A 26,213-nucleotide genomic window follows, 5' to 3' on the forward strand; every position below is an offset into this window, starting at 1 on the left:
TGATCGTGGCCGCGGCAAACCCCATAACCCCTGTGGCACAAAAGGACAAAGGCCCCAATGGACGCGATCACCACGACTTTCGACGCCGCCTTCTGGATCACAGCGGCGGCGATCCTGCTGCTTTTGGTCATGTCGGGGCTTTTCTCGGGCAGCGAGACCGCCCTGACCGCCGCCTCGCGGGGCAAGCTGCGCGCCCGCGCCGACAAGGGCGACAAGGGGGCCGAGCGCGCGCTCAGCATCACCGAGGATAACGAGCGACTGATCGGCAGCGTCCTTTTGGGCAACAACCTGGTCAACATCCTTGCCACATCGTTGGCCACGGCGCTCTTTACCCGGCTTTTCGGGGAATCGGGCGTCGCACTGGCGACGCTGGTGATGACGCTGCTGGTCCTGATCTTTGCCGAGGTGCTGCCCAAGACCTATGCCATCACCAATGCCGAGGTGGCGGCCAGCCGCGTCGCGCCGGGCATCACCATCGTCATCCGCATCTTTTCGCCCATCGTGTCCGCTGTCCGAGTGCTGGTGCGGCTGATCTTGCGCCTCGTCGGCGTCAAGACCGACCCTGACGGCCAGATCCTCGCCGTGCGCGAGGAGATCGCCGGCGCGCTCTATCTCGGTCATTCCGAGGGCGTCGTTGAGAAGGAGGACCGCGACCGCATTCTGGGCGCGCTCGACCTGGGCGAGCGTGCCGTCGAGGAGATCATGCGCCACCGTAGCCAGATCGAGATGATCGACGCGGAACTCGAGCCCGTGGCCATCCTTGACCAGTGCCTCAAATCGCCCCATACCCGCCTGCCCGTCTACCGCAGTGATCCCGATAACATCATCGGCATCGTCCACGCCAAGGACCTTCTGCGTGCCATGCACAAGCTGGCGCTGGGGGATGGTGGCAGCACCGATGCCTGGCGCGCCTTCGACATTACCTCGGTCGTGATGAAGCCCTATTTCGTGCCCGAGACGACGACGCTTGATGACCAGATGCGCCAGTTTCTACGGATGCGCACGCATTTCGCGCTTGTGGTGGATGAGTATGGCTCACTGCAAGGGCTGATCACGCTAGAGGATATCCTCGAGGAGATCGTGGGCGAGATCACCGACGAATTCGACGCCGATGCCGAGCACCCGATCCGCCGCAGCGAGGACGGCCAATACCTGGTGGACGGCGCCATGACGATCCGCGACCTGAACCGCGCGACCGATTGGTCGCTGCCCGATGATGCCGCCAACACCATCGCGGGCCTGGTGATCCATGAGGCGCAGATGATCCCCAAGGTGAACCAGGTGTTCAACTTCCACGGCTTTCGCTTCGAAGTCATGGCGCGCAAGGACAACCGCATCACACGGCTGAAGATCGGCAAGGTCTAGGCGGCGCACCTAGCCGACGGCAGCGTTGATCAGCAGAAAGATACTGCCCGAGAGGATTGCGGCGGCAGGCACCGTTATAATCCACGCCGCAAGGATGGTCATGAAATGCGCGCGCCGCACCAGCTTGCGGCGGCGCCGCTCTTCGGGCGCGAAAGAGGCGCGGTCCGGCATGGCGAGGCGCGCGTTGCGCATCCGCCGCTCGGCATCCCATTCGCGGAAAAACCCGACGCCAAAAACGCCTCCCACCGCGATATGGGTCGAACTGACAGGCAAGCCCAGCCAGCTGGCAAGGATCACGGTGATCGCCGCCGACAGTGCCACGCAATAGGCGCGCATCGGATTCAGCTTGGTGATCTGGCTGCCGACCATGCGGATCAGCTTGGGGCCGAACAGAAAGAGACCGAAAGAGATACCGAAGGCACCGATCACCATCACCCAGAACGGCAGGCTGACAGCATCGGTAAAGCTGCCCGATTGTGAGGCCTGAACGATGGCCGCGAGCGGGCCGACCGCATTGGCCACGTCATTGGCCCCATGCGCAAAGCTGAGCAGCGCCGCAGAGGCAACCAGTGGAATACCGAAAAGGACCTTGAGCGACTTGTTCCGGTTCTCCAGGCCCACGGACTGGCGGCGCGTCACCGGGATCATCAACAGCCAGATCGGCACACCGATTCCTGTCCCGATCAGCAGCGCCAGCGGAAAGGTGACGTCCAGCACCTGTTTCAGCCCCTTGAGCGAAAGATAGGTGGCAAAAGCGCCTGCCATGATTCCGACAAGGATGGGCACCCAGACGCGCGCCGCCGCGATCTTGTCGTCGCGGTAGATGATGCGCGACTTGATCAACCACAAGAACCCGGCGGCCACCGCGCCCCCCATCAGGGGCGAGATCACCCAACTGGCGGCGATAGCGCCCATGGTGGGCCAGTTCACGGCGGCAAAGCCGGCCGCCGCGATGCCCGCGCCCATCACGCCGCCCACTACCGAATGCGTGGTCGAGACCGGCGCGCCGATCCATGTGGCCAGGTTCACCCATAACGCCGCCGACAACAGCGCCGCCATCATCGCCCAGATAAAGATCGAAGCGGTGCCCATGGTTTCGGGCGCGATGATGCCCTTGGCGATGGTCGACACCACGTCGCCCCCGGCCAGAAGCGCGCCCGCGCTCTCGAAGATCACCGCAATGGCGATGGCGCCGCCCATGGTCAGCGCATTGGCGCCCACCGCCGGCCCCATGTTGTTGGCGACATCATTGGCGCCGATGTTCAGCGCCATGTAGGCGCCAAGGCAGGTGGCGATCACCACGATGGCGGCATTGCTGGTCTGCCCGAAGAACAGCATCGCCGCGATGCCCGCCATCAGGATAAAGACCAGCGCGATGCCGGGACCGACCATGGGCCGCGAGATATAGCTCGTTGCGACCTCGAGGTTGGAATATCTGGCCAGATCGCGGTCCAGCGTATCAAGATGGCGCGCGTCGCCCTGATCGTCGTTCATATCGGTCATCCCCTTGACTGGCTGCGACGAGTAGCGCCACACGGACGACAATGGCAACCCGTCCATGCGATATCGCGGCGGAAAAGGCGGGGATCAGGCCCTGAGCCGGGCGCCCTCGGGGTCGAATGGCGGCCGTCCCAGGATCACGGCGCGGTGCGGGAGGCCCAGCAGCATGACCTCGACCGTATCGCCGGGCATCGCGCCTTTCACATAGCCCAGCGCGAGGCTCATCCCGACCGAGTAGCCATAACTGCCCGATGTGACGCGCCCGATACCATGGCCGTCCTTGAAGATCGGCTCGCCGCCGGTCGCGTCTGCATTCGACGCTTCGGTGTCTTCTTCGTTCAACTGCATCAGCACCAATGTCTCGCGCGCGTCATTCTCCATGTGAGCGGCGGCGGCCGCCTTGTGCAGAAAGTCCTTTTCCATCTTGCAAAGCCCCGCCAGCCCTACCTCCTGCGGCCAGTATTCGGGGCTGTATTCGCGCCCCCAACTGCCATAGCCTTTCTCGATGCGCAGGCTCATCAACGCGCGGCTGCCCACCGGGCCTGCGCCGATTTCGCGGCCCGTCTCGATCAGCACGGTGTAAAGCTGCACCTGGTCCTCGGCGGCGCAATGCAACTCCCAGCCCAGATCGCCGGTAAAGCTGACGCGCAGGGCAAGGCAGCGCACGCCGCCCAGCTCGATCCAGGCTGAGCGCATGAACGGAAAATCCGCCGTTTCCAGCGAAGCGTTCGTCAGCCGCGCCAGCATCTCGCGCGATTTGGGGCCGGCGACGTTGAAGCCACAGACCGCCTCGGTCAGGCTCTCGAATGTCGTGCCCTCGGGCAGCGGCACCATATCGAAGAATCGCTTGTGATAGCGTTCGGCCATGCCCGAGCCGATGATCCAGAACTCATCCTCGCCGGTACGCGTCACGGTGAAATCCCCGGCGATGCCGCCCCTTACGGAGATCAGCGGCGTGAGGCAGGACCGGCCGACGGCCTTCGGCATGGTATTGGCGAAAACGGCGTTCAGCCAGTACTCGGCCCCCGGCCCCTTGCAGCGGTATTTGGCGAAGTTCGAGATGTCGATGATGCCCGCCGCCTCGCGCAGCATGCGGCACTCGGCGCCCACAGTTGCCCACCAGTTCTGGCGGGTGAAGCCTTTGGTCTCCGTCACGCCGGGCTGATCCGCAAACCATAGCGGATGCTCCCAGCCGTAGTTGAGGCCGAAGACGGCGCCCATCTTCTTTTGCATTTCATAGACGGGCCGCACGCGGCAGGGACGGCCTGCGCTGCGCTCCTCATAGGGGAAGTGGATCGCGAAACGGTTGGCGTATTGGTCGCGCACGCGGGCCTTGGTAAAGGCCTTGTCGGCCCAGTCGCCGAAGCGGGCCATGTCCCAGGCGAACATGTCGTAGCGCATCTCGCCTTCGACGATCCAGTCGGCCACCATCAGGCCCATGCCAGCCGATTGGCTGAAGCCGGGGATGATGCCGTTGCAGCAGAAATAGCCGCGTCGCTCCGGCACCGGGCCAAGGATCACATTGGCATCGGGCGACCAGATCATCGGGCCGTTGATGACCCGCTTGATCCCCGCCTCTCCCACGGCAGGCACGCGGTCGATCGCGCGCATCATGTTGTCTTCGATCCGGTCCAGATCATCGGCGAAAAGCTCATGTGCGAAGTCAAGCGGCGTGCCCTCCTCGGCCCAGAAGCGCATGTCCTTCTCATAGGCGCCGATCAGCAGGCCCTTGCCCTCCTGCCGCAGGTAATATTCGCCATCGCGGTCGGCAACGGAGGGCAGGCGCCGATCCAGCGCCGCGATTTCCGCGATGGTCTCGGTGACGAAATACTGATGTTCGGTCGGTTGCAGCGGCAGGGTGATGCCCGCCAGCGCGGCCACCTCGCGGCCCCATAGTCCGGCAGCATTGATGATCCAAGGAGTCCTGATATTGCCCTTGGGCGTCTCGACGATCCATGTGCCATCGGGTTGCTGCACCGTCGCACTCACGGGGGTGAAGCGGTGGATCTCGGCCCCCGCCGCACGCGCACCCGCGGCATAGGCGGCGGTCACGCCCGAGGGGTCCACGTTGCCACCATCCGGCTCCCACATGATGCAGCGGATGCCGTCGAAATTGACCAGCGGATGCAGGCGCTCGGCCTCGGCGCGGCTCACTTCGTGGAACTTCATGCCATAAAGCTGGGCCTTGGCCGCTTGCAGGCGCAGCTGATGCTCGCGCGCCTCGGTCTGCGCAAGGTAGAGCGAGCCGGGCTGGAACACACCGCAGCTTTGCCCCGTCTCGGCCTCGAGCCGGTTGTAGAGCGTCATGGTGTAATGCTGCAGCCGGCTGATATTGGCGCTGTCATGCAGCCCATGGATATTGGCCGCCGCGTGCCATGTGCTGCCCGAGGTCAGCTCGTCCCGCTCCAGCAGCACGACATCGCTCCAGCCCAGCTTGGTCAGATGATAGAGGATCGAGCATCCGATGACGCCGCCGCCGATCACGACGGCCTGTGCGTGGGTTTTCATGGGCGCTGCTCCTGACCTGCGATTCGCGCCCAACTTGGCGCGCATGAGGACCAGCCGATTGCCTTGCCGCGACGGTGCATGTCGCGGTGAGACAACCGCGCTCAGGTTTCGGTCACGCGCAAGCGCAGCCGCTCGCTGACGCTGTCCAGCAGGCGGGTGCGGTCCGGCTCGAACTCCATCGACTGCAGCGCGCGGCGCAGGGCCAGTTCGGCAAAGTCGAAGGCGGCTTTGCGCAGCCCCTCGTCCGGGTGGCGCATCAGACCTGCCAGCGTTGCCTGCAGGCGGTGCTGCACCTCGTAGACCTGCGCGCCGTCACGCGTGAGCGCCCCGAACCCGTCATCCAGCAATTCATCCGGCGATAGCGGCGGCACCCAGAGACGGTCCAGCTCGGGGCCGGTGCCCTCCTTGTCCGGATCCTCTTCGCCGTCCTCATGCGCCTCGCGCCGCGTGTCGGTGCTGGAATAGCTCGACAGGATGCGCCCCACGCGGGTGATGACGTCGATGGCCGTGCCCGGATCGTTGATGCCGGGCGACAGCGCCTTGGACGCGATCTCGCCCATCACCACGAGGCCAAAGCGCGGGTCCTGATCGTAGTCGCGCAAATCCTCGACATTGATATGGCCCAGCACCAGCGATTCGAATTCCTCGCGATCCTCCTCGGCCACCTCGCCCTCGACCCAGACCAGGGGCTCGTGCAGGAAGACGAAATAACCGATGGGGCTCGGCAGGTAGAGCTTGACCTCATAGCGCTCGGCCACGGCATTGAGGCCTTCGGGATAGATATGCTGGATATACCCGCTTTGATCCGACTCTATGGGCCGCGCCGCGTCGGGCACCTCCTCGGTCAGCGGATTGGCCCCGAGGCAGGGCGTGCGCAGGCGTTCCTGAAAGCGTGCTTTGGTAATATCCTCAACCTGACGCGTGGTGTGCAGAAGGCTGCCGAAGGTCTGCAAATGCAGCACCCACCGGATGAGCGACCAGATCACCCAAGCCAGCACCAGCACCGTCAGCCAGAACAGCACCAGCGCATGATCGTCGCCGAAAATCCCCATCTCCCGCAGGATGATGGCGACCAGCGCATAGACATAGGCCCCGATGAAGGCGGCCAGAGTCTTTTGCGTGACGCTGTCCTTCATGATCAGGCGGTGCACCCGCGGCGTCCATTGCGAGGCCGAGCTGCGATAGACCGATACCATTACCGTCATCGAAAAGATCGTGACCGACAGCATGGCCGACGCGATGATGTCCAGCAGGCGGTCTGCAGACGCGCCCGACATGCTGGAGGATAAATCTTCGGGGATGAACAGCTCGATCAGCTGCGTGACCCCCAGCGACAGCACCGACAGAAGGCCCATCGCCAAGACCCGCACCCAGAGTTTCTGCGCATAGACGCGCGCCTTGCGCCAGAGCGTCGCCGGGATGAGGAGAATGTTGTTCATACTTGCCAATACCCCGCCTGCGGTCGCGGTTCCAGTCCCACGCAGCGTGGGGCGCGCCCCGTGCCCGCGCCGCCCGGCGGGATTGCCCGATCCCGACAGATGATGTCGCAAGCGTGCATGCGGCGCGCGGCGCCGCACGCGCATGCTGAGCCCAAACGAGGGGAGTGATCTGATGAAAACCACAGCTCGGGCCGTGATCATTGGCGGCGGTGTCGTCGGATGCAGCGTTCTTTATCACCTGACGCGGGCGGGCTGGACCGATGTGATGCTGATCGAACGGTCCGAGCTGACCTCCGGCTCCACATGGCACGCGGCGGGCGGGTTTCATACCCTGAACGGCGATACCAACATGGCCGCGCTGCAGGGCTACACCATCCGCCTCTACAAGGAGTTGGAGGAGATCACCGGCATGTCCTGCGGCCTGCACCATGTCGGGGGCGTCACTCTGGCCGACAATCAGGACCGCCTTGACATGCTGCTGGCCGAGCGGGCCAAGCATCGCTACATGGGCCTCGACACCCATATCGTGACGCCTGACGAGATCGCGAAGATCGCACCGGTGACGAATGTCGACGGCATCTTGGGCGGGCTCTACGACCCGCTCGACGGGCATCTGGACCCGTCCGGCACCACCCATGCCTATGCCAAGGCGGCCCGCATGGGCGGCGCTGCGATCGAGACGCATTGCATGATGCACGAAACGCGCCAGCGCCCCGACGGCACATGGGATGTGGTCACCGACAAGGGCACGGTGCACACCGAGCATGTCGTGAACGCAGGCGGCCTCTGGGCGCGGGAGGTGGGGGCAATGGCGGGCATTTACCTGCCGCTGCACCCGATGGAGCATCAGTATATCGTGACGGATGACGTACCCGAGATTGTGGAGCGGATTGAAGAGCATCCCCATGTCATGGACCCCGCCGGCGAAAGTTACCTGCGACAGGAGGGCCGCGGCCTTTGCATCGGCTTCTACGAGCAGCCCTGCAAGCCCTGGGCCGTGGATGGCACGCCCTGGGATTTCGGGCATGAGCTGCTCCCGGACAACCTCGACAAGATCGAGGACAGCATCGAGTTTGCCTATCGCCGCTTCCCGGCCTTGGGCCGCGCGGGGGTCAAATCGGTCATCCATGGCCCTTTCACCTTCGCCCCCGATGGCAACCCACTGGTCGGGCCGGTGCCGGGAATGCGCGGCTATTGGTCGGCCTCCGGCGTCATGGCCGGATTTTCCCAAGGCGGCGGCGTCGGCCTGATGCTGGCACAATGGATGACCGAAGGCGAATGCGAGCGCGACGTGAGCGCGATGGATGTGGCGCGCTTCGGCGACTGGATCACGCCCGGCTACACCCGCCCCAAGATAATCGAGAACTACCAGAAACGCTTTTCCGTCAGCTATCCGAACGAGGAGTTGCCCGCCGCCCGCCCCTGCCGCACGACCCCCATGTATGACATCTTCGACGGCCGTGGCGCGATCTGGGGTGCGCAATTCGGGCTGGAGGTTGCCAATTACTTCGCCGAGGGCGATGAGCCGCGGTACGAGACGCCCAGCTTTCGCCGCTCGAACGCCTTTGCCGCGACGGCGCGCGAGGTTGCCGCCGTGCGCGGCGGCGTCGGCATCAACGAGCTGCAGAATTTTGGCAAATACCTGGTGACGGGGCCGAATGCGCGCGCTTGGCTGGACCGGATCATGGCGGGCCGCATCCCGCAGCCGGGCCGGATGAGCCTGACGCCCATGCTCTCGCCCAAGGGGCGCCTGCTGGGTGATTTTACCGTCTCATGCCTCTCGGACGCGGCGTTCCAGCTGACCGCGTCCTACGGCGCGCAAGCGATCCACATGCGCTGGTTCCGGCAGAACGGGCGCGACGGAGTGCACCTGGAGAATGTCAGCGACCGCCTGACCGGCTTCCAGATCGCGGGACCAAAGGCGCGCGAAGTTCTGATGGCCGCAAGCCGCGATCCCTTGGGCGATATGCGCTTCATGGATCTGCGCCACGGCACCGTCGGCATGGCCGATTGCCTGATCCAGCGCGTCAGCTATACCGGCGATCTGGGCTACGAGATCTATTGCGATCCGATGGCCCAGCGCAGCCTATGGCAAACGCTGCAAGAGGCGGGCGCGCCGCACGACATGCACCCCTTCGGGATGCGGGCGATGATGTCCCTGCGGCTCGACAAATTCTTCGGCGCGTGGGGCTCGGAATTCTCGCCTGACTACACACCGGGCGAGACGGGGATGGACCGGTTCATTCACTGGACCAAGGATACCGATTTCATTGGCCGCGCCGCGGCCGAGGCAGAAAAGGCCCGGGGCGCGGAGCGCCAGCTGGTCGCCTTCGCGGTGGAGGCGCAGGATGCCGATGCGCATGGCTACGAGCCGATCTGGCTGGACGACGAGGTGCGCGGCTTTGTCACCTCGGGCGGTTATTCGCACCATGCGGGCCAGTCCGTCGCTCTGGGCCTGATTCCCCGGAACGCGGAAGGCACGGCCCAGATCGAAATCCTCGGGCAGATGTGCAAGGCCACCCGCCTCAACCAGCCGCTTTTCGATGCGGACGGCGCGCGAATGCGGGGGTAGCCCAAGGACGTCCAAGACTTTTGCCAATACCACTGGCGCCTTATCCGCGCGGCCTGATCCTGAGCCAGATGCCATCCTTGCCGCGCACCGTCAGATGCGCGACCGGCATTGCGGGGCGCTCTGGCACCGCCTCGAATCGATAGGCGCGCACCAACATCGCCAGCAGCAGCACGCCCTCGATCATCGCAAACCCCGCGCCGGGGCAGACGCGCTGCCCGGCGGAAAAGGGAATGAACGCCTCGCGCAGGCATTTGCGGCCCTCTTCGGTCGCGTAGCGTGCAGGGTTGAAAGCGTCCGGCGCGTCCCAGATCCGCTCGTGCCGGTGCAGGTGCCATGGGCTGAGCACGATCTGGCTGCCGCGGGCGATGGCCCGGTCGCGGAAGGTTTCGGGGCAGCGCGCCTCGCGCACCATCATCGGCACGGGCGGATAGAGGCGCAGGGTCTCGCGAAAGACGTCGCGCGTCAGCGTCAGCTTGGACATATGCGAGAATTCGGGTGCGCCGGTGCCGAACGCCTCCTCCGCCTCGGCAGCCACCTTCTTCTGCCACTCCGGGTATAATGCCAGAAGGTAGAGCGCCCAGCCGAGGGCCGAGGCGCTGGTCTCGTGTCCGGCGAGGAAGAAGATGGCGACCTGGTCGACCATCTCCTCGGTGTCAAAGCGCGCGCCCGTCTGCGGATCCGCTGTCGTGATGATCTTCGTCGCCAGATCCTCGGGCGCGGTGCCGGCGCTGATTTCAGCCATCCGGGCCGCCGTCAGTTGCCGGATGAGGCCGCGTATCACGCCAGCGGTCCGGCGCGTCGCACGATTATGCGGGCGCGGCATCCATTTGGGTAGCGGGATCAGCGCGGCAAGGTTAACCACCGGTTGCGAGCGTTGATGGGCCCGAAATTCGTCGAACACACGCGCCGCCACCTCGTTTTCAATCGGGATGGAAAACAGCGTGCGAAAGATCACATCTGCGGCGACATGGCTTGCCTCCCCCTCGATATCGCGGGGCGTGCCATCGGCCAGCGCGCCAAGGCGGCGAACAGCGCTTTGCCCGGCCTCCAGCATCGCCGGAAAGACATGGCGCAGGCGCCCGCCCTCGAAGGCCGGATCGATGATACGGCGCTGACGCTTCCACACCTCGCCATTGGTGACGAAGACCGAATTGCCAAGGAGCGGCGTCAGCCCCTCGCGCACGCGGTTCGATTTCGGGAAATCATCAGGTCGGCCCTTCAGTACCAGATCGACCAGATCGGGCTGATTGCAGAGGTAGGATCGGAAGAACGGCGTGCGAAACTCGGCCATCCAGGCGCGATAGAGGCGCGCCGGCTGGGCCGAGAGGATGTCGGCCCGAAAAAGACGCATGTACCGCCACAGCGAGACGCTCTCAGGCCGCGCCGGGGGTTTGGGCGGCAGGCTCATGCAGGCGTTTCGGCAGATTGGGAGGTGTATTTGTTGACCGGCGCCTCGATCCGGCTGGCCGAGGGCGCGCGGCCCGCATAGCGCGCGCCAAGGGTCTGCGGCCCGGCGGTAATGCGGAAATAGTCGTAGTCTCCGGGACGGTCGAAAGCGCAAAGATACTGGAAATGCAGGCGAAAGAACTTCCACCGCAGCTCGCGCCAGCGCATCGGGCTAAGCGTTTGAGTGAAGGCCGCCGAGATCACCAGCGGCCAGCGGCGGCGCGGCGGCGCGACACCCGAAACGGCCACGGGATCACAAAGCGCAAAGGCGCAGCCATCGCCCGGCGCGGTCACATCCACCCATGTCAGCGCGCGCGACGTGCTGAGATAGGCCAGATCCGCGCGCAGGCGGTGCGCGCCCGGCAGGAAGGACACCATCGGCACTACTTGGCCGAGCGACAAAAAGGACAGCGCAGGGCCGTCCTTCGGCACGCGGCCCGCGCGGATCAGATCGGCCAGAATCGAGACGCCAAGATGGGCGCCCGAGGAGTGGCCGACGACCAGCACCTCGTCCACGTCGCTGGTGAGGGCCGCAGCGATCTCGTCCCCGAACTCGGCCATTCGCGCCTCGAGGGCGGGTGGATTGGCGCCGCCATGGCGCGCGGCATAGGCGTAGTCATGCATGAGGTAGTAAGCGTAGAACTTGCCATCCTTGCGCTTGAACCAGCTGAGCACGGCCCAGGCGACAACTCCCATTGCGCCGTAATGGACGAGATCGAGCAGAACCATGCGTGCGGCAAAGACCGTGCCCTCGGCCCCAAGGGGGATCTGCGCGGCCACGCGTGTCAGACCCTGCCCCGCCCAATGCCCCAGAATGAGCGCGATCGCGAGTTGCACCAGCAGGAACCCCACCGGATAGAGGGCGGCGATCACCGGCCCCTTGCGCAGACGCATCAACCGAAAGAGCGCGCCGCTTGCGATGTAGGCCCAGGCGGTACGGACGAGTTGCATGTAGGTGGCGGGGATCGTCTGGCTCATCGAGGCCCGCACGATATCGGACCAGACCAGCACGTCGACCTCGGCGCTGACGTCCCGTCCCTCCATATGGCCTGCCACGCTCCAGCCATAGCGCCCGCCGGGCCGGGATTTCCGCGCGCTCAGCGTCAGATCATAGCCCGAGATCGCGGCCTGATCGGCCCCTTCCTTGCGGTAAAGCTCACGGTAGCGGCGCGGATGGATGGGGTCATAGCCAGGGATATAGAAGACGCGCCGCCGCACTACGCGGCGCGCGGTGACATCGGCATTGGGTGAGTGCGAAATACTCATGCGCGGGGCGTCCGGATCTGACCTTTGCGCGCCATGCTAGGCCAGGAACGGGGCAAGAGTAAGGCCGCGCGGCTATCCCAATGCGGCCAGCGCCGGAAATGTCTCGAGCAGCCAGAAGGCAAAGGCAGAAAACCCCCCGGTCACCATCATCAGACCGATCGTCCACAGGAGCAGGCCCATGATCCGCTCGATTCGCGCCATGTGACGCTTCATCCAGCCCATGACGCCCGTAAGACGGGGCAGAAAGGCCGCAACGAGGATGAAGGGCACGCCCAGCCCGATCGCGTAGACGGCCAGCAGCGCGGTGCCGCGCGCCACCGAAGACTCGCCCGCCGCAAGGCTGAGGATCGCGCCCAGTTGCGGGCCGATGCAGGGTGTCCAGCCGAAGGCGAAGGCAAGGCCGAGGATATAGGCGCCGAATGCGCTGCCGCCGCGGTCGCCCGCATCCATGCGCATCTCGCGGTCAAGAAACCCTATGCGGATAATACCGAGGAAATGGAGGCCAAAGATCATAACCAGAACGCCCGCAATACTGCTGAGCGTCGACTGGTATTGTAGGAAGGCCAACCCCAGCGCCGAGGCCGCGGCGCCCAGAAGCAGGAATATGGTTGAAAGGCCAAGGACGAAGAAGAGCGCGGGCACGATGGCCCGGCGGCGATTTACGCCCCCCTCCTGTGTCAGGTCGGGCAGGGTCACACCGCTCATATAGGCCAGGTAAGGTGGCACAATGGGTAGCACGCAGGGGCTGAGGAAAGACAGCGTCCCTGCCAGCAGCGCCACGATCATCGCGGGGATGAGGCCCGCGTCCATGATTTCTATTCCGAACATGGGGCTGGCTTAGCGCATCGCCGCAGCGACGTCACGCGGCACCTTGTCACAAGTCTGTGGACAGCCGGACAGCAGCGAGGCAAAAGGGCCGCATGGAAGAGATCGACGCCATCGGGCTGCTGTGCCCCCTGCCCGTCCTCAAGCTGCGCAAGCGCCTTGCTGGTCTGCGCGCGGGCGACGAATTGCGCCTGCTCTGCGATGACCCGGCGGCGGCGGTGGACGTGCCGCATTTCTGCGCCGAGGCGGGCCACATACTGGTTTCGGTCGAAGAGCGCGGCAAGGTCAGCGCCTATGTTTTGCGCAAGGGGCATCGCGCGGGCCAATAGGGCAGCGCATCCCGGCGGCTGGCGCGGATTTGGCTGCCCGTCGGCCAGTTTGAGTATTTTCACCAGGATGAAGCAGGGCGGCCCGCGCCGGTCGTGCGGGGGTGTTCAATAGCAGAAGGCGCGGCCAATACCGGCCGCGCCTTCTGGCGTTCTTGGAATGTGCAGTGCCGCAGCTTAGCGGCCCAGTGACCACCAGCCTTTGCGCTTGGGCTTGGCCGGCTCTTCGCCCGACTGCTCGGGCGCGGGCGCCGGCTTGGCCTGAGCGACCGGCGCTGGCTGTGGCTCGGGCTGAGGCTCTGGCTCCGGCGCAGGCGTCGGCTCATCCGCTGTCACCGGGGCCGCTTCGGCCTCGGGCGCAGGAGCGGGCGGCGCTGCCACTTCGGGTGCCACATCGGCGACCGGCTGCGCGGGAGCCTCGTCAGCCTTCTTGGCGCGCGGCTTGCGGGCACGCTTGGGCTTGGGCGCGGCCTCAGCCTCGGCCGTTGGCGCAGCGTCCTCTGCGGCTGCCTCGGCGATGTCGGCCTTCTTGGCGCGGGGGGCGCGGGTGCGTTTTGGCTTTGCAGCGGGCTCCTCGGCGGTCTCGGGTTGGTCGGCCGTCTCTGTAGTCTCTGACGCTTCCGCGCCCTCATCAGCCTTCCCGGCGGATTTCGAGCTGCGGCTGCGCGAGCGCGACCGGCTGCTGCTCTTCGCGGGTTTGCTGTCCGCTTCGGCCTCGGCAGTCACCTCGGCGCTGTCGGCATCCTCATCGGCGCCGTTGTCGCCATTACCATTCTCGCCGTTGCCGTTATCGCCATTGCCGTTATCGCCATCCTCGCGCGAACGCGACGATTTGCTCCGGCGCCGACGGCGACGGCGTTTCTTCGGTTTGTCGTCATCGTCCTCACCATTGCTGTCATCGCCGCTGCGGCGACTTTGCTGGCGGGTGTCCCCGTCATCCTCGTCCTCGTCCGAGGGCAGCTCGTCCGGATCCGCCTCGGTCTCGCTGTCGATATCGTCCATCAGCGAGCTGTCGACCGACACCACGCGCGTCACCTGTTCGGGCACGGCGCGGGTCGCCGTCTTGAACTTCTCGAGGGCAAAATCGGGACTGATCAGCGAAGGATCCCCTTCGATCCGCACCGACAGGCCATAGCGCACCTCGATCTGGGCGATATGCTCGCGCTTCTGGTTCATCAGGAAGTTGGCGATGCCCACCGGCGCGCGTACCAGCACCTCGAGCGAGCGGCCCTTGGTGCCCTCTTCCTCGATTTGACGCAGGATGTTGAGCGCGAGGTTGTCATCCGAGCGGATGAGGCCCGTGCCGTGGCACGAGGGGCATGGCTGCGTTGTCGCCTCGATCATGCCGGGGCGCAGACGCTGGCGGCTCATCTCCATCAGGCCGAAGCCCGAAATGCGGCTGACCTGGATGCGCGCGCGGTCGGTCTTCAGCTTGTCCTTCATGCGCTTCTCGACGGCAGCGTTGTTCTTGCGCTCGTCCATGTCGATGAAGTCGATGACGATGAGGCCCGCAAGATCGCGCAGGCGCAGCTGGCGCGCGACCTCCTCGGCGGCCTCAAGATTGGTCTTGAGCGCGGTTTCCTCGATCGAGCCTTCCTTGGTGGCGCGGCCGGAATTGACGTCAACGGCGACAAGCGCTTCGGTCACGCCGATCACGATATAGCCGCCGGATTTCAACTGCACCGTCGGGTTGAACATCGAGTTCAGGTAACTCTCGACTTGGAAGCGCGCAAAGAGCGGCATCGTGTCGACGTAATGCTTCACGTTCTTGGCGTGAGACGGCATGATCATCTTCATGAAGTCCTTGGCGATGCGGTAGCCGCGATCGCCCTCGACCAGAACCTCGTCAATCTCACGATTGTAAAGGTCGCGGATCGAGCGTTTGATCAGGTCGCCCTCTTCGTAAATCTTCGCGGGGGCGATGGATTTCAGCGTCAGCTCGCGGATCTGCTCCCACATGCGCTGCAGGTATTCGTAATCGCGCTTGATCTCGGACTTGGTGCGCTTGGCCCCTGCGGTTCGCACGATCAGGCCCGCGCCCTTGGGCACGTCGATCTCGGTCGCGATCTCCTTCAGCTTCTTGCGGTCGACGGCATTGGTGATCTTGCGGCTGATTCCGCCACCGCGCGCCGTGTTGGGCATCAGGACGCAATAGCGGCCCGCGAGCGACAGGTACGTGGTCAACGCCGCGCCCTTGTTGCCGCGCTCTTCCTTGACGACCTGCACCAGCAGGATCTGGCGGACCTTGATGACTTCCTGGATCTTGTATTTGCGCGGACGCGGCTTGCGCGGCGGGCGGATGTCATCTTGGCTGTCCTCATCGGCGACGACCTCGATGTCGTCGTCCTTTTCGGCGGCGTCGTCGATGCTGTCATCCGAGTCGTCGCCCTTGCGCGAGCGGCGCGTGCGGGACGAGCGGCGCGATTTACGCGGCGCGTCCTCATCCGAGGCGTCCTGGGTCGCGTCGTCATTGTCGCCAGCGCCCTCACCGGACTCGCCATTCGGCTCTTCGACGGGGGTTTCGGACACGCGGTCCATGGGGGACGAGCCTTCCTCGTCCTCGCTGAAGTCGATCGTCTCCATACCCGAAACATCGGCGCTGGTGACCGCGTCGCCATCGTCCGCGCGGGCCGCCTTGGACCGGCTGCGGCCACCGCGCGAGCGGCTCTTTGGTTTGGCGCGCTCTTCTTCCTCGGCCTCCTGGGCCGCGGCATAGGCACGCTCTTCCTCCATCAGCGCCTCGCGGTCGGCGACGGGGATCTGGTAGTAATCGGGGTGAATTTCCGAGAAGGCGAGGAAGCCGTGGCGATTTCCACCGTAGTCGATGAAGGCCGCCTGAAGCGACGGCTCGACCCGGGTTACCTTGGCGAGATAGATATTTCCGGCGAGTTGCCGTTTGTTCTCGGATTCGAAATCAAATTCTTCGACTTTGTTTCCGTCGACCACCACAACGCGAGTCTCCTCGGCGTGGGTGGCATCGATAAGCATTTTCTTGGCCATGTTTTCCGTTCGCATCCGCGCACGCGCACCTGCCCGGGTGGGGCGGCGTCGTGAAGGGGATGTCTGATTGTGGCGAAGTCAGGCGCGCAAGCGAGGGCGCCATGCTGGCCCCCCGGCGGAATGTGATCCTGTGTTGCGCGCGTCATCGCGTTTCTTCTCCGGCGCCGTTTGGGGCGCCCATGATGTATCCGAAGCGGTCCCGAGGGATTGTCCGGCGTTAATGCGGCCCTTTGCAAAAAGAGCCTGATCGGTCTGCGCCAACATGCCGGCCTTGTGTGCCATGGCGGTGTCGGGCGCAGCGAAACTCAAAAGGAAGGGCGCGGCGTTTTGCGCGCACTCCATCCCCACACCCTAAAGCGCGGAGGGGTTCAATGACAATGGGCAAAATGTCCGGAGCCGAAACGGGCGCCTCTGCGGGCGCCCCCGATGCTAAAGGTAATCCGAGCGCTGCAGCGCGTATTTCGCCATCTTCTCATTCAGCGTGCGGCGCGGCAGGCAAAGCTCGTCCATCACTGCCGCAATGCTCCCCTTGTGGCGGCGCATGGTGTTGTCGATCAGCATCCGCTCGAACGCTTCGACATATTCCTTGAGAGGCTTGCCCTCGGTCGTCATCACCGGCTGCATGTCCTGATGATCGCTCATCAGCAGCGACACGATGGTACCCGAGCCACGCCGAGATTGCAGCACCGCCCGCTCGGCCACGTTGAAGAGCTGGCGCACATTGCCCGGCCAAGGTGCCTGCAGCAGCTGCGCCGCCTCTTGAGCGCTGACCTGCGGCGCATCGCAACCGTAGTCATCCGCAAACTGATCGGAAAAGCGGGTGAAAAGCGTCAGGATATCCTCGCCGCGCTGGCGCAAAGGCGGCACTGTAATCCTGAGGGCCGCAAGGCGGTAGAAAAGATCGGGGCGCAGCGCATCCTCGGATGTCTTGCCCTCGTCCTGCAGGTTCGAGATGGCGACGATACGCGTCTCCGGCGGCGTGCCCTCCTCATTGGCCCATGTCAGCAGACGGGCTTGCAAGCCGTCGCTGAGCGCTTCGATATCCTCCAGCACCAATGTGCCGCCGCGCGCCTCCTCGACGGCCGGCAGGCGGCTGTCCTCGGGGTTCATCGGGCCGAAAAGGCGTTTCGCGAGTTGATCCTGCTCATATGCAGCGCAGGAGACCAGAACGAATTTCTTGCCCGCGCGCGCGCCGACGGCGTGCAGCGCATGGGCGACCAGCGTCTTGCCAGTGCCGGTCTCGCCGTCGATCAGGACATGGCCATCAGCCTGACCAAGATCGAGGATATCCTCCTTGAGCCGCTCCATTACCGGGGACGAGCCGATCAGCTTCTTCATCAGTTGCCCGCCGTCCGACAGCTCGCGCCGCAGCGCGCGGTTGTCCAGCGTCAGGCGGCGCGAATGGGTCGCCTTCTTGGCCAGCTCGGTCATCCGGTCGGGGTTGAACGGCTTTTCCAGAAAATCATAGGCGCCGACGCGCATCGCCTCGACCGCCATCGGCACGTCGCCATGCCCGGTGATCATGATCACCGGCAGGGTGCTGTCGGTGCCCATCAGCTTTTTCAGGAACTGCATCCCGTCCATGCCGGGCATACGGATATCGGTCACCACGATGCCGGGATAATCCGGCCCCAGCGCCTTCAACGCGTCCTCGGCGCAGGCAAACGTTTCGGTGTCATAGCCCGACAGCGCCAGCCATTGGCTGATTGATTGGCGCATATCCTTTTCATCGTCGACAATCGCAATCTTCATCGCATTGGCCATTATATCGGTCACTCCGCTGCACGCGTCTCTTCTGTCAATATAGGGAGGCGCATCTCAAATACAGCACCGCCCGCTGCCGCATCGCGCGCGGTCAGCCGTCCGCCTAGGTCGTTGACGATCCCCGAGGAAATGGCAAGCCCCAGTCCCACGCCCTCGCCCGGCTGCTTGGTGGTGTGGAAAGGCTCGAAGAGGTTTTCGAGATCCTTGATGCCGGTGCCGTTGTCGCGAACGGTCAGCACGGCCATCGACCCCGCGGCCAGAACGATATCGATCTGCGCGTCGTCCACAGCCTGCGTCGCGTCCAGCGCATTGCGCAAAAGATTGATCATCACCTGCTCGATGCGCACCCGGTCGCCCATCACCATCACCGGCTCATCCGGTAGCGTGCGGTTGATCGTGACGCGTCTCTGACGCAGCTGCGGCTCCATCATCGACAGCGCTGAGGCCAGCGCATCCCCTATGTTTACAGGTTCGAACGTATCGCCCGAATGGCGCGCGTAGGATTTCAGCTGCCGGGTGATCGCGCCCATCCGCTCGATCAGATCGTCAATCCGCTGGAACGACGATAGCGTCTCGTCCGGCCGGTTGCGCGTCAGCAGCAGGCGCGCGCCCGCCAGATAGGTCTTCATCGCTGCCAGCGGCTGATTGAGCTCGTGACTGACGGCGGCCGACATCTCGCCCAGCGCCGCCAGTTTCGACGATTGCGCCAGCGTCTGTTCGGCCACGGCAAGGTTCTCCTGCACGCGCTCGCGTTCGGCGATTTCTCGCTGCAGCCGCAGGTTCAATGCGCGAAGCTCTGCCGACTCGCGCTGAAAGAGCGCCATGCGCACAGCCGTCTTGCGACTGAGGAAATAGAATGCCATCGCCAGAAGAATCGCGAAGGCCATGATTTCCAGCGCGAGAAAGCCGTTCACCTTTTCGCGCACCGAGTCGAAGGTGGTGAAATTGGCGATGCGCCAGCCGCGAAACGCCACGCGCCCCTCGACGCGCATCACCGCCTCGCCGCTGACATAGGCATCGGCGGGCAAGAGCGTCCAGTCGGCAGTGGCCTGAATGGCGCGCTCGAACGCGCTGCTGACGGGCTGCTCGGCCAGCGCCTCGGCCTCGGTCACACCGCGCCAGCGCGGCTCGGTCGACAGGATGATACGGCCCTCGGAATCGGTCACGATGACAGCATCGGTAATGCCCGCCCAGGCGCGCTCGTATTTGTGCAGATCGACGGCCACCATGATGACGCCGATCAGCGCACCCTGGCTCTCGACCCGGCGCGAATAGTAGAAATCGAACCGGCCCGTTTCGTGCTGGATCAGCGTGAATACCGTATCCTTGGAGCGGGTCGCATCGACATAGTACGGCTTGGTGCGGTGCGATTCGCCCAAGGATTCGCGATCTGTCGAGGCAACGGTTCGCCCGTCATTGTCCAGCAAGGTCAGAGACGCGGCGCCAATCTCGTCCACGAAGGAAATCAGTCGCTGCGTCGATTGCGAATAGTTGTTGGAATTGAGTGCCGAAATCAGCGCCGGGTCGCGCGCCAAGAGCTGCGGCACGATGGCGTTCTGACGTAGCTCGCTCAGCAGGTTGCCGGAGTAGAGCACAAGACGCAACTCGGCCCGGTTGCGCGTGTTCTGGGTGAAGCGGTCCGTCAACAGGCGGTTGGTCACATAGACCGTCGCAATCGCAATCGCCGTCAACACGATCAGCGCGATGCGCACGCGCCAACTGGTCATGCGTGTATCGTCCTCCGCACGCGGCCGCGCCGGCTTGGGGCTGCCCTTGACAGGGGAGCGCGAGGGATCGGTTTTGCTCATCTCAACACGCTACGGCGGCAACGGTGCCGCCTCAAGCCCTTCGCATGCCCGGCGCCCGTTTCAGGCGTTTTCCAGCTGCCTCACCAGCCCGGTGAACATCGCCGCCCCGTCCGTGCCGCCATGCGCGGGCTCGGCCATCCGCTCGGGGTGGGGCATCATGCCCAGCACGCGGCGGTTTGCCGACAGGATGCCCGCGATGTCGTCAGCCGAGCCATTGGGGTTATCGACATAGCGAAACGCGATGCGGTCCTCGTCGGCCAGCGCCTTTAGTGTATCGGTATCGGCGTGGTAATTGCCGTCATGATGGGCGATCGGGACGGTGATCGTCTGGCCTGCCTCGTAGCCACAGGTAAAGGGGCTGTCGGCGGTGGTCACGGTCAGGGGCACGGGGCGGCAGATATATTTCAGCCCTGCATTGCGCAGCAACGTGCCCGGCAAAACGCGCGTCTCCGTCAGGATCTGAAAGCCGTTGCAAACGCCGAGCACGTAACCGCCCTTGTCCGCATGCGCCTTGACCGACCGGCAAATAGGCGAATTGGCCGCGATGGCGCCGCAGCGCAGGTAATCGCCAAACGAAAAACCGCCGGGCACGGCGATGATGTCGATACCAGCCGGCATCGACGTGTCCTTGTGCCAGACCATGGTCACCCTGGCCCCTGCCCGCTCGAACGCCACGGCCAGATCCCGGTCACAGTTGGAGCCGGGGAATACGACGACGGCAGCGTGCATCAGAGGATCTCCACCCGATAACTTTCAATCACGGTATTGGCCAGAAGGCGCTCGCACATGTCGTTGATGGTCGACTCGTCGGTGCCATCGGCCAGATCCAGTTCGATCACCTTGCCTTGGCGCACCGAATTGACGCCCTCAAAGCCGAGGCTGCCCAGCGCGTGGCGCACGGCCTCGCCCTGCGGGTCGAGAACGCCCGTTTTGAGCATGATGTAAACGCGGGCTTTCATCGGCGGAATCCTCGGGTCTTGGGGTAGATGATCGGGGGCGGAAAATCAGGCATGGTCACTCGCAGGAATGGTGTTTTCAGTTGATCAGGGTAGGCCGCGCCATGGGCGTCGCGCCCTTGGGCAGCACGCCAAGGCGCTTGGCGACTTCGGTATAGGCATCCGTCAGGCTGCCCAGATCGCGGCGGAACACGTCCTTGTCCAGCTTTTGACCTGTCTCGATATCCCACAGACGGCAGCTGTCGGGGCTGATCTCGTCGGCGACGATGAGGCGCTGGAAATCGCCGTCATAGACGCGGCCGATCTCGATCTTGAAGTCGATCAGCTTGATCCCGACGCCATACATGACACCGGCCATGAAGTCATTGACGCGCAGCGCGAGGCTGAGCATGTCGTCCAGATCCTGCTGGCTGGCCCAGCCGAAGGCGGCGATATGCTCTTCGGTGACCAGCGGATCGCCCAACTTGTCATCCTTGAGGCAATACTCGACGATCGGGCGCGGCAATTGTGCCCCCTCTTCCAGACCCAGACGCTTGGCCATAGTGCCGGCAGCGTAGTTGCGCACGATCACTTCCAGCGGGATGATCTCGACCGCGCGGACCAGCTGTTCGCGCATGTTGAGGCGCTTCAGGAAGTGCGTCGGCACGCCGATATTGTTCAGCCCGGTCATGAAATATTCGCTCAGGATGTTGTTCAGTACACCCTTGCCTTCGATCACGGCCTTCTTCTCGGCGTTGAACGCGGTGGCGTCATCCTTGAAATACTGGACAATCGTGCCCGGCTCGGGGCCCTCATAGAGGGTCTTGGCCTTGCCTTCGTAAATCTTCTTGCGACGTGCCATGATCTGCCTACCCTTGCCAATGGGGATACATCCCCGCGCTGTCATGGCCCTGTATGTAGAACAAGGCCCGCCCTGCCGCAAGCGGGCACGCCTCGCCCTTGCGGTCAGGCCGTCATGCGGCCATATCTGAAAGGACGCAGACCGCGCCATTGCCAAAAAGAAGGGACACCGCCGATGAACACTTTCAAGGACCGCGAAAACGCATTCGAGAACAAATACGCCCATGACGAAGAGATGAAGTTCAAGGCCGAGGCGCGCTGCAACAAGCTGCTGGGCCAGTGGGCCGCCGATCTTCTGGGCAAAAGCGGCGATGAGGTCGACGCCTACGTGCGCGAGGTCATCAAGGCCGATTTCGAGGAAGCCGGGTTCGAGGACGTGATCCGCAAGGTCGCGGGCGACTTGGGCGACAAGGCCGATCCCGACACCGTGCGCGCCAAGCGTGCCGAGCTTATGGCCGCCGCCAAGGCGCAGCTGGTCGCGGAAAACTGAGGCTTTCGCGCGCCGCACATTATAAATGCGCGATATGAGTTTGCGGCGCGCGCCCGGCCATGAGACATGAGCCATGATTTACCAGCCTGCCCGGTTCGGGCGCCACACCGCATTTGGATGATTTGATGAGCAACGCACTTTCCCGGATGATGTCGCAGCGCGACTGGATTCTGGCCGATGGGGCCACGGGCACCAACCTTTTCAATATGGGGCTGGAATCGGGCGATGCGCCCGAATTCTGGAATGAGACCCATCCGGACCGGATCACAAGGCTCTACAAGATGGCCGTCGATGCGGGGAGCGACCTCTTCCTGACCAACAGCTTTGGCGGCAACGCGTCGCGCCTCAAGCTGCACGGTGCGCAGAAGCGCGCGCGCGAATTGTCGCGCATGGCGGCCGAAATCGGGCGCGAAGTGGCCGATACTGCGGGCCGCGACGTGATCGTTGCAGGCTCGGTCGGGCCGACGGGTGAAATCATGGCGCCGATGGGCACGCTGACCCATGAGATCGCGGTCGAGATGTTCCACGAGCAGGCCGAGGGCCTGAAAGAAGGCGGCGCGGACGTGCTGTGGCTGGAAACAATCTCGGCCCCAGAGGAATACAAGGCCGCCGCCGAAGCGTTTCGGCTGGCGGACATGCCTTGGTGCGGCACGATGAGCTTTGATACCGCGGGCCGCACGATGATGGGCATGACCTCCTCCGACATGGCGGACATGGTTGAGACACTGGATTACAAGCCGCTGGCCTATGGCGCGAATTGCGGCGTCGGCGCGTCCGACCTCTTGCGCACCGTGCTGGGTTTCGTCGCCCAAGGCAGCGAGCGGCCGATCATCGCCAAGGGCAATGCGGGCATCCCGAAATTCGTCGATGGCCATATCCACTATGACGGCACGCCCGAATTGATGGCCGAATATGCCTGCCTCGCGCGCGATGCCGGCGCCACCATCATCGGCGGCTGCTGTGGGACCATGCCCGAGCATCTGTCGAAGATGCGCGAGGCGCTGGACACGCGCGAGCGCGGCCCGCGCCCGACGCTGGACCAAATCACCGAAACGCTGGGCGGATTCTCTTCGACGGTGGACGGCACCGGCGACGATGCCCCCACCCCGCGCCGCACACGCCGCCGCGGCGGCTGATCGGCGCGCTAGCTCAACTTTCTGTCCCTAAAAAAACGCGGAGGGCTTTTCCAAAAGCCTTCCGCGCGTTCAAAACAGCGATAGCTGGTCGCCCGTTCGCGCGGGTAGCCTGAAAAGATCGCAGCGCAAATCCGGCAGCTTGCGCGCATAGTCATAGCGGCGCAGCGCCGCGTCAAATCGCTGAGCGATCATCTGGGCATAGGGCCCGGTGCCCCGCATCCGCGTGCCGAATGTGCTGTCATAATCCTTGCCGCCCTGCATATCCCTGACATGCCCCATGACCCGCGCCGCCCGATCCGGGTACTGCGCCTCCAGCCATTCGCGAAAGAGCGGCGCCACCTCCAGCGGCAGGCGCAGCATGATCCAGCTGGCGGCAATCGCGCCCGCATCGCGCCCCGCCTTGAGCAGCGATTCGACCTCGTGGTCCGTCAGGCCCGGAATGATGGGCGAGGTCATGATCCGCGTCTCGATGCCCGCGTCGCTTAGCGCGCGGATGATCGCCAGCCGCCGCTGCGGCGCGGGCGCACGCGGCTCCAGCTTGCGCGACAGCTCCGCATCCAGCGTCGTGACCGAGATGCCGACGCGCACCAGCCCCTTACGTGCCATATCGCTCAGGATGTCGATATCGCGCTCGATCAGCATGCCCTTGGTGACGATGGCGACCGGATGGCGGAAATCGCGCAGCACCTTGAGGCAGGCGCGCATGATTTCGTGCTTTTTCTCGATCGGCTGATAGGGGTCCGTATTGGTCCCGATGGCAATGGTGCGCGGGGTATAGGCACGGTGCCGCAGCTCGCGCGCCAGAACCTCTGGCGCCTCGGGCCGCGCAATAAGCCGCGTCTCGAAATCGAGACCCGCAGACAGGCCCAGCCAGGCATGGGTGGGCCGGGCAAAGCAATAGATGCAGCCATGCTCGCACCCGCGATAGGGATTGATCGAGCGATCGAACGGCAGATCGGGCGAGCGGTTATAGCTGACCATCCGGCGCGGCACCTCGATGGTCGTCGAGGTGCGCAGCGGCGCCTCCTCCTGCACCTCCCAGCCATCCGCCTCGAAATGGCGCGCATGCCGCTCGAACCGGCCCGCATCGTTCGAGACGGCGCCGCGTGCGCGCCGCTCCATACCGAAAGGAAATGTCTGATGCTGGCCCATGCGTCAACATTTAGAACAAAAAGTGAACAAATGCAAGAACACCATAATCAACATGCATATTTCGGCTCTTCCCGCGACGAATTGAACCCTGTAGGTCGGTCCAGAGGCGGCCAGTGTCGTAATTCGCCAAGTGTCACGGGCCCGAATTGACGAAATGTGGCGCAAGCAAACACCCGGGGGGCCAATGGCCCTTCCACTGCAGGGGGATCCCATCATGTCCGAAGACCAAGACGACATCATCCTGGCGGATCTGGACGACGACGAACTTGTCCAGCAGATGTTCGACGACCTCTATGACGGTCTGAAGGAAGAGATCGAAGAGGGTGTCAACATTCTGCTTGAGCGCGGCTGGACTCCCTACGACATCCTGACCAAGGCGCTTGTCGGCGGGATGACCATCGTCGGCAAGGATTTCCGCGACGGGATCCTCTTCGTTCCCGAAGTTCTGCTGGCCGCCAATGCGATGAAGGGCGGAATGCATATCCTCAAGCCGCTTCTGGTCGAGACGGGCGCGCCCCGCGTCGGCAAGATGGTGATCGGCACGGTCAAGGGCGACATCCACGACATCGGCAAGAACCTCGTCTCGATGATGATGGAAGGCGCCGGGTTCGAAGTGGTCGATCTGGGCATCAACAATCCGGTCGAGAACTACCTCAACGCGCTTGAGACCGAAGGCCCCGATATCCTCGGCATGTCAGCCCTTCTGACCACGACCATGCCCTACATGAAGGTCGTCATCGACACGATGGTCGAGCAGGGAATTCGCGACGATTACATCGTCCTCGTCGGCGGCGCACCCCTCAACGAGGAATTCGGCAAGGCCATCGGCGCCGATGCCTATTGCCGCGATGCCGCCGTGGCGGTCGAGACGGCCAAGGACTTCGTGGCGCGCAAGCACAACCAGGCGGCAACGGCCTAAGCGTTGCCCGTCCCTGAAAGTCACTAAAATGGCCGGGCCCATCGCGGATCCGGCCTCTTTTCTCTGAGCTACTGCCGCACCGTCATCGCGCGGCTCCTGCGCACCTTGCAAGCGGCATGTCCGCGCCGAGATCCGGCCGCGCATCCCCACCATCCGACCAAGTCCCTCCTTTGAATGAGCTTTCCCACGCGCCTATATTCACAGAAGACCCCGACGGAGCCGAATACGCCATGTCCGACCTGTCCCAGCGCACCCTGCCCCCCGATCATGAGCTGACCGAAACCGGCCTCGCGGCGCCGCAGGCAGGAAGCATCCTGATCATCGCCTGCGGCGCACTCGCGCGCGAAATCCTCGCCCTGATTCGTCTGAACGGGTGGGATCACATGAGCCTCGCCTGCCTTCCGGCCAAGCTCCATCTCTACCCCGAGAAGATCACCGAAGCAGTCGAAGCCGCGACCCTCAAGCATCGCACACAGTTTGACCGGATCTTCGTCGCATATGCCGATTGCGGCACCGGCGGACTCCTTCAGGACAAATGCGACGAACTGGGTGTCGAGATGATCGCCGGCCCTCACTGCTACAGCTTCTTCGAGGGCAACGACGCCTTCGGTCGCCATGAGGACGAAATCACCGCCTTCTACCTCACCGATTTCCTGGTCAAACAGTTCGACGCTTTCGTCTGGCGCCCCATGGGCCTGGACCGCCACCCCGAGCTCCGGGACATGATCTTTGGAAATTACACCAAGCTTGTCTATCAGGCCCAGACCGAAGATCCGGCACTCTATGCCAAGGCCGAGGAATGCGCCGCGCGATTGGGCCTCGCCTTCGAGTATCGCCATACCGGCTATGGCGATCTGCAGACGGCTCTGGCGGGGGCCGCAAAGACATAGGCGCGCCGCTC

The 26,213-nt window shown here is 64.1% G+C and carries 20 protein-coding genes; 7 read left to right on the plus strand and 13 right to left on the minus strand.

The features are described from left to right. The first annotated feature begins 57 nt into the window (after positions 1-57). The gene (locus tag ACEWPM_RS06110) at positions 58-1,365 is read left to right on the plus strand and encodes an HlyC/CorC family transporter (protein ID WP_393961543.1); all 1,308 of its coding nucleotides are present in this window, start codon (positions 58-60) and stop codon (positions 1,363-1,365) included. A gap of 9 nt (positions 1,366-1,374) precedes the next feature. On the opposite strand, the gene ACEWPM_RS06115 is transcribed toward ACEWPM_RS06110, so the two are convergent. The 3 genes from ACEWPM_RS06115 to ACEWPM_RS06125 form a co-directional block, all read right to left on the minus strand. Further along, positions 1,375-2,859, minus strand: a complete 1,485-nt coding sequence (locus ACEWPM_RS06115) for an inorganic phosphate transporter (protein ID WP_393961692.1) — start codon at positions 2,857-2,859, stop codon at positions 1,375-1,377. A gap of 93 nt (positions 2,860-2,952) precedes the next feature. After that, complete coding sequence (locus ACEWPM_RS06120) at positions 2,953-5,373, minus strand: GcvT family protein (protein WP_393961544.1); 2,421 nt, start codon at positions 5,371-5,373, stop codon at positions 2,953-2,955. 101 nt (positions 5,374-5,474) lie between these two features. Then, a complete protein-coding gene (locus tag ACEWPM_RS06125) occupies positions 5,475-6,812 on the minus strand; it encodes a DUF2254 domain-containing protein (RefSeq protein WP_393961545.1) in 1,338 nt (445 codons plus the stop codon). A gap of 172 nt (positions 6,813-6,984) precedes the next feature. Here ACEWPM_RS06125 and ACEWPM_RS06130 point away from each other — a divergent pair, with 172 nt between their 5' ends. Continuing rightward, the gene (locus ACEWPM_RS06130; RefSeq protein ID WP_393961546.1) at positions 6,985-9,384 is read left to right on the plus strand and encodes a GcvT family protein; all 2,400 of its coding nucleotides are present in this window, start codon (positions 6,985-6,987) and stop codon (positions 9,382-9,384) included. 40 nt (positions 9,385-9,424) lie between these two features. On the opposite strand, the gene ACEWPM_RS06135 is transcribed toward ACEWPM_RS06130, so the two are convergent. From ACEWPM_RS06135 to ACEWPM_RS06145, 3 genes are all read right to left on the minus strand, one after another. Next, positions 9,425-10,792, minus strand: a complete 1,368-nt coding sequence (locus ACEWPM_RS06135; RefSeq protein ID WP_393961547.1) for a cytochrome P450 — start codon at positions 10,790-10,792, stop codon at positions 9,425-9,427. Beyond that, on the minus strand, positions 10,789-12,096 hold the full coding sequence (locus ACEWPM_RS06140) for a hypothetical protein (RefSeq protein ID WP_393961549.1): 1,308 nt from the start codon (positions 12,094-12,096) through the stop codon (positions 10,789-10,791). Before ACEWPM_RS06140 ends, ACEWPM_RS06135 begins: the two co-directional genes overlap by 4 nt. 72 nt (positions 12,097-12,168) lie before the next feature. Then, on the minus strand, positions 12,169-12,924 hold the full coding sequence (locus ACEWPM_RS06145) for a cytochrome c biogenesis CcdA family protein (RefSeq protein WP_393961550.1): 756 nt from the start codon (positions 12,922-12,924) through the stop codon (positions 12,169-12,171). Positions 12,925-13,016: 92 nt separating this feature from the next. Here ACEWPM_RS06145 and ACEWPM_RS06150 point away from each other — a divergent pair, with 92 nt between their 5' ends. Continuing rightward, positions 13,017-13,250: a sulfurtransferase TusA family protein gene (locus ACEWPM_RS06150; protein ID WP_393961551.1), complete on the plus strand. Its 234-nt coding sequence runs from the start codon at positions 13,017-13,019 to the stop codon at positions 13,248-13,250. Between the two features lie 174 nt (positions 13,251-13,424). Here the strand turns inward: ACEWPM_RS06150 and ACEWPM_RS06155 are convergent, their stop codons facing one another. The 6 genes from ACEWPM_RS06155 to purC form a co-directional block, all read right to left on the minus strand. Further along, entirely contained in the window at positions 13,425-16,247 is a 2,823-nt protein-coding gene (locus ACEWPM_RS06155) for an Rne/Rng family ribonuclease (RefSeq protein ID WP_393961552.1), read from the minus strand. A 429-nt stretch (positions 16,248-16,676) separates the two neighbouring features. Beyond that, positions 16,677-18,011, minus strand: coding sequence for a sigma-54-dependent transcriptional regulator (locus tag ACEWPM_RS06160; protein ID WP_393961693.1), 1,335 nt, complete (start codon positions 18,009-18,011; stop codon positions 16,677-16,679). 8 nt (positions 18,012-18,019) lie between these two features. Continuing rightward, positions 18,020-19,738 carry a sensor histidine kinase gene (locus ACEWPM_RS06165; protein ID WP_393961553.1) on the minus strand — a complete coding sequence of 573 codons (1,719 nt, stop codon included), beginning with the start codon at positions 19,736-19,738 and terminating at the stop codon, positions 18,020-18,022. A 141-nt stretch (positions 19,739-19,879) separates the two neighbouring features. Continuing rightward, positions 19,880-20,548: a phosphoribosylformylglycinamidine synthase subunit PurQ gene (gene purQ / locus ACEWPM_RS06170; RefSeq protein WP_393961554.1), complete on the minus strand. Its 669-nt coding sequence runs from the start codon at positions 20,546-20,548 to the stop codon at positions 19,880-19,882. After that, on the minus strand, positions 20,548-20,778 hold the full coding sequence (purS, locus tag ACEWPM_RS06175; RefSeq protein WP_393961555.1) for a phosphoribosylformylglycinamidine synthase subunit PurS: 231 nt from the start codon (positions 20,776-20,778) through the stop codon (positions 20,548-20,550). Before purS ends, purQ begins: the two co-directional genes overlap by 1 nt. 76 nt (positions 20,779-20,854) lie before the next feature. Beyond that, a complete protein-coding gene (purC, locus tag ACEWPM_RS06180) occupies positions 20,855-21,616 on the minus strand; it encodes a phosphoribosylaminoimidazolesuccinocarboxamide synthase (RefSeq protein WP_393931552.1) in 762 nt (253 codons plus the stop codon). A 174-nt stretch (positions 21,617-21,790) separates the two neighbouring features. Here purC and ACEWPM_RS06185 point away from each other — a divergent pair, with 174 nt between their 5' ends. Further along, entirely contained in the window at positions 21,791-22,105 is a 315-nt protein-coding gene (locus ACEWPM_RS06185) for a DUF1476 domain-containing protein (RefSeq protein WP_393931550.1), read from the plus strand. 125 nt (positions 22,106-22,230) lie between these two features. Then, positions 22,231-23,241: a betaine--homocysteine S-methyltransferase gene (bmt, locus tag ACEWPM_RS06190; RefSeq protein ID WP_393961556.1), complete on the plus strand. Its 1,011-nt coding sequence runs from the start codon at positions 22,231-22,233 to the stop codon at positions 23,239-23,241. 69 nt (positions 23,242-23,310) lie between these two features. On the opposite strand, the gene ACEWPM_RS06195 is transcribed toward bmt, so the two are convergent. After that, positions 23,311-24,393 (minus strand): PA0069 family radical SAM protein, encoded by a 1,083-nt coding sequence (locus ACEWPM_RS06195; protein ID WP_393961557.1) that lies wholly within the window; start codon positions 24,391-24,393, stop codon positions 23,311-23,313. Positions 24,394-24,607: 214 nt separating this feature from the next. On the opposite strand from ACEWPM_RS06195, the gene ACEWPM_RS06200 reads away from it, so the two are divergent. Beyond that, positions 24,608-25,312 carry a corrinoid protein gene (locus ACEWPM_RS06200; RefSeq protein WP_393961558.1) on the plus strand — a complete coding sequence of 235 codons (705 nt, stop codon included), beginning with the start codon at positions 24,608-24,610 and terminating at the stop codon, positions 25,310-25,312. 230 nt (positions 25,313-25,542) lie between these two features. Next, the gene (locus tag ACEWPM_RS06205) at positions 25,543-26,202 is read left to right on the plus strand and encodes a DUF1638 domain-containing protein (protein ID WP_393961559.1); all 660 of its coding nucleotides are present in this window, start codon (positions 25,543-25,545) and stop codon (positions 26,200-26,202) included. The last annotated feature ends 11 nt before the right edge of the window (positions 26,203-26,213 follow it).

This window comes from Roseovarius maritimus (assembly GCF_043355895.2).
Taxonomy (GTDB): domain Bacteria; phylum Pseudomonadota; class Alphaproteobacteria; order Rhodobacterales; family Rhodobacteraceae; genus Roseovarius; species Roseovarius maritimus.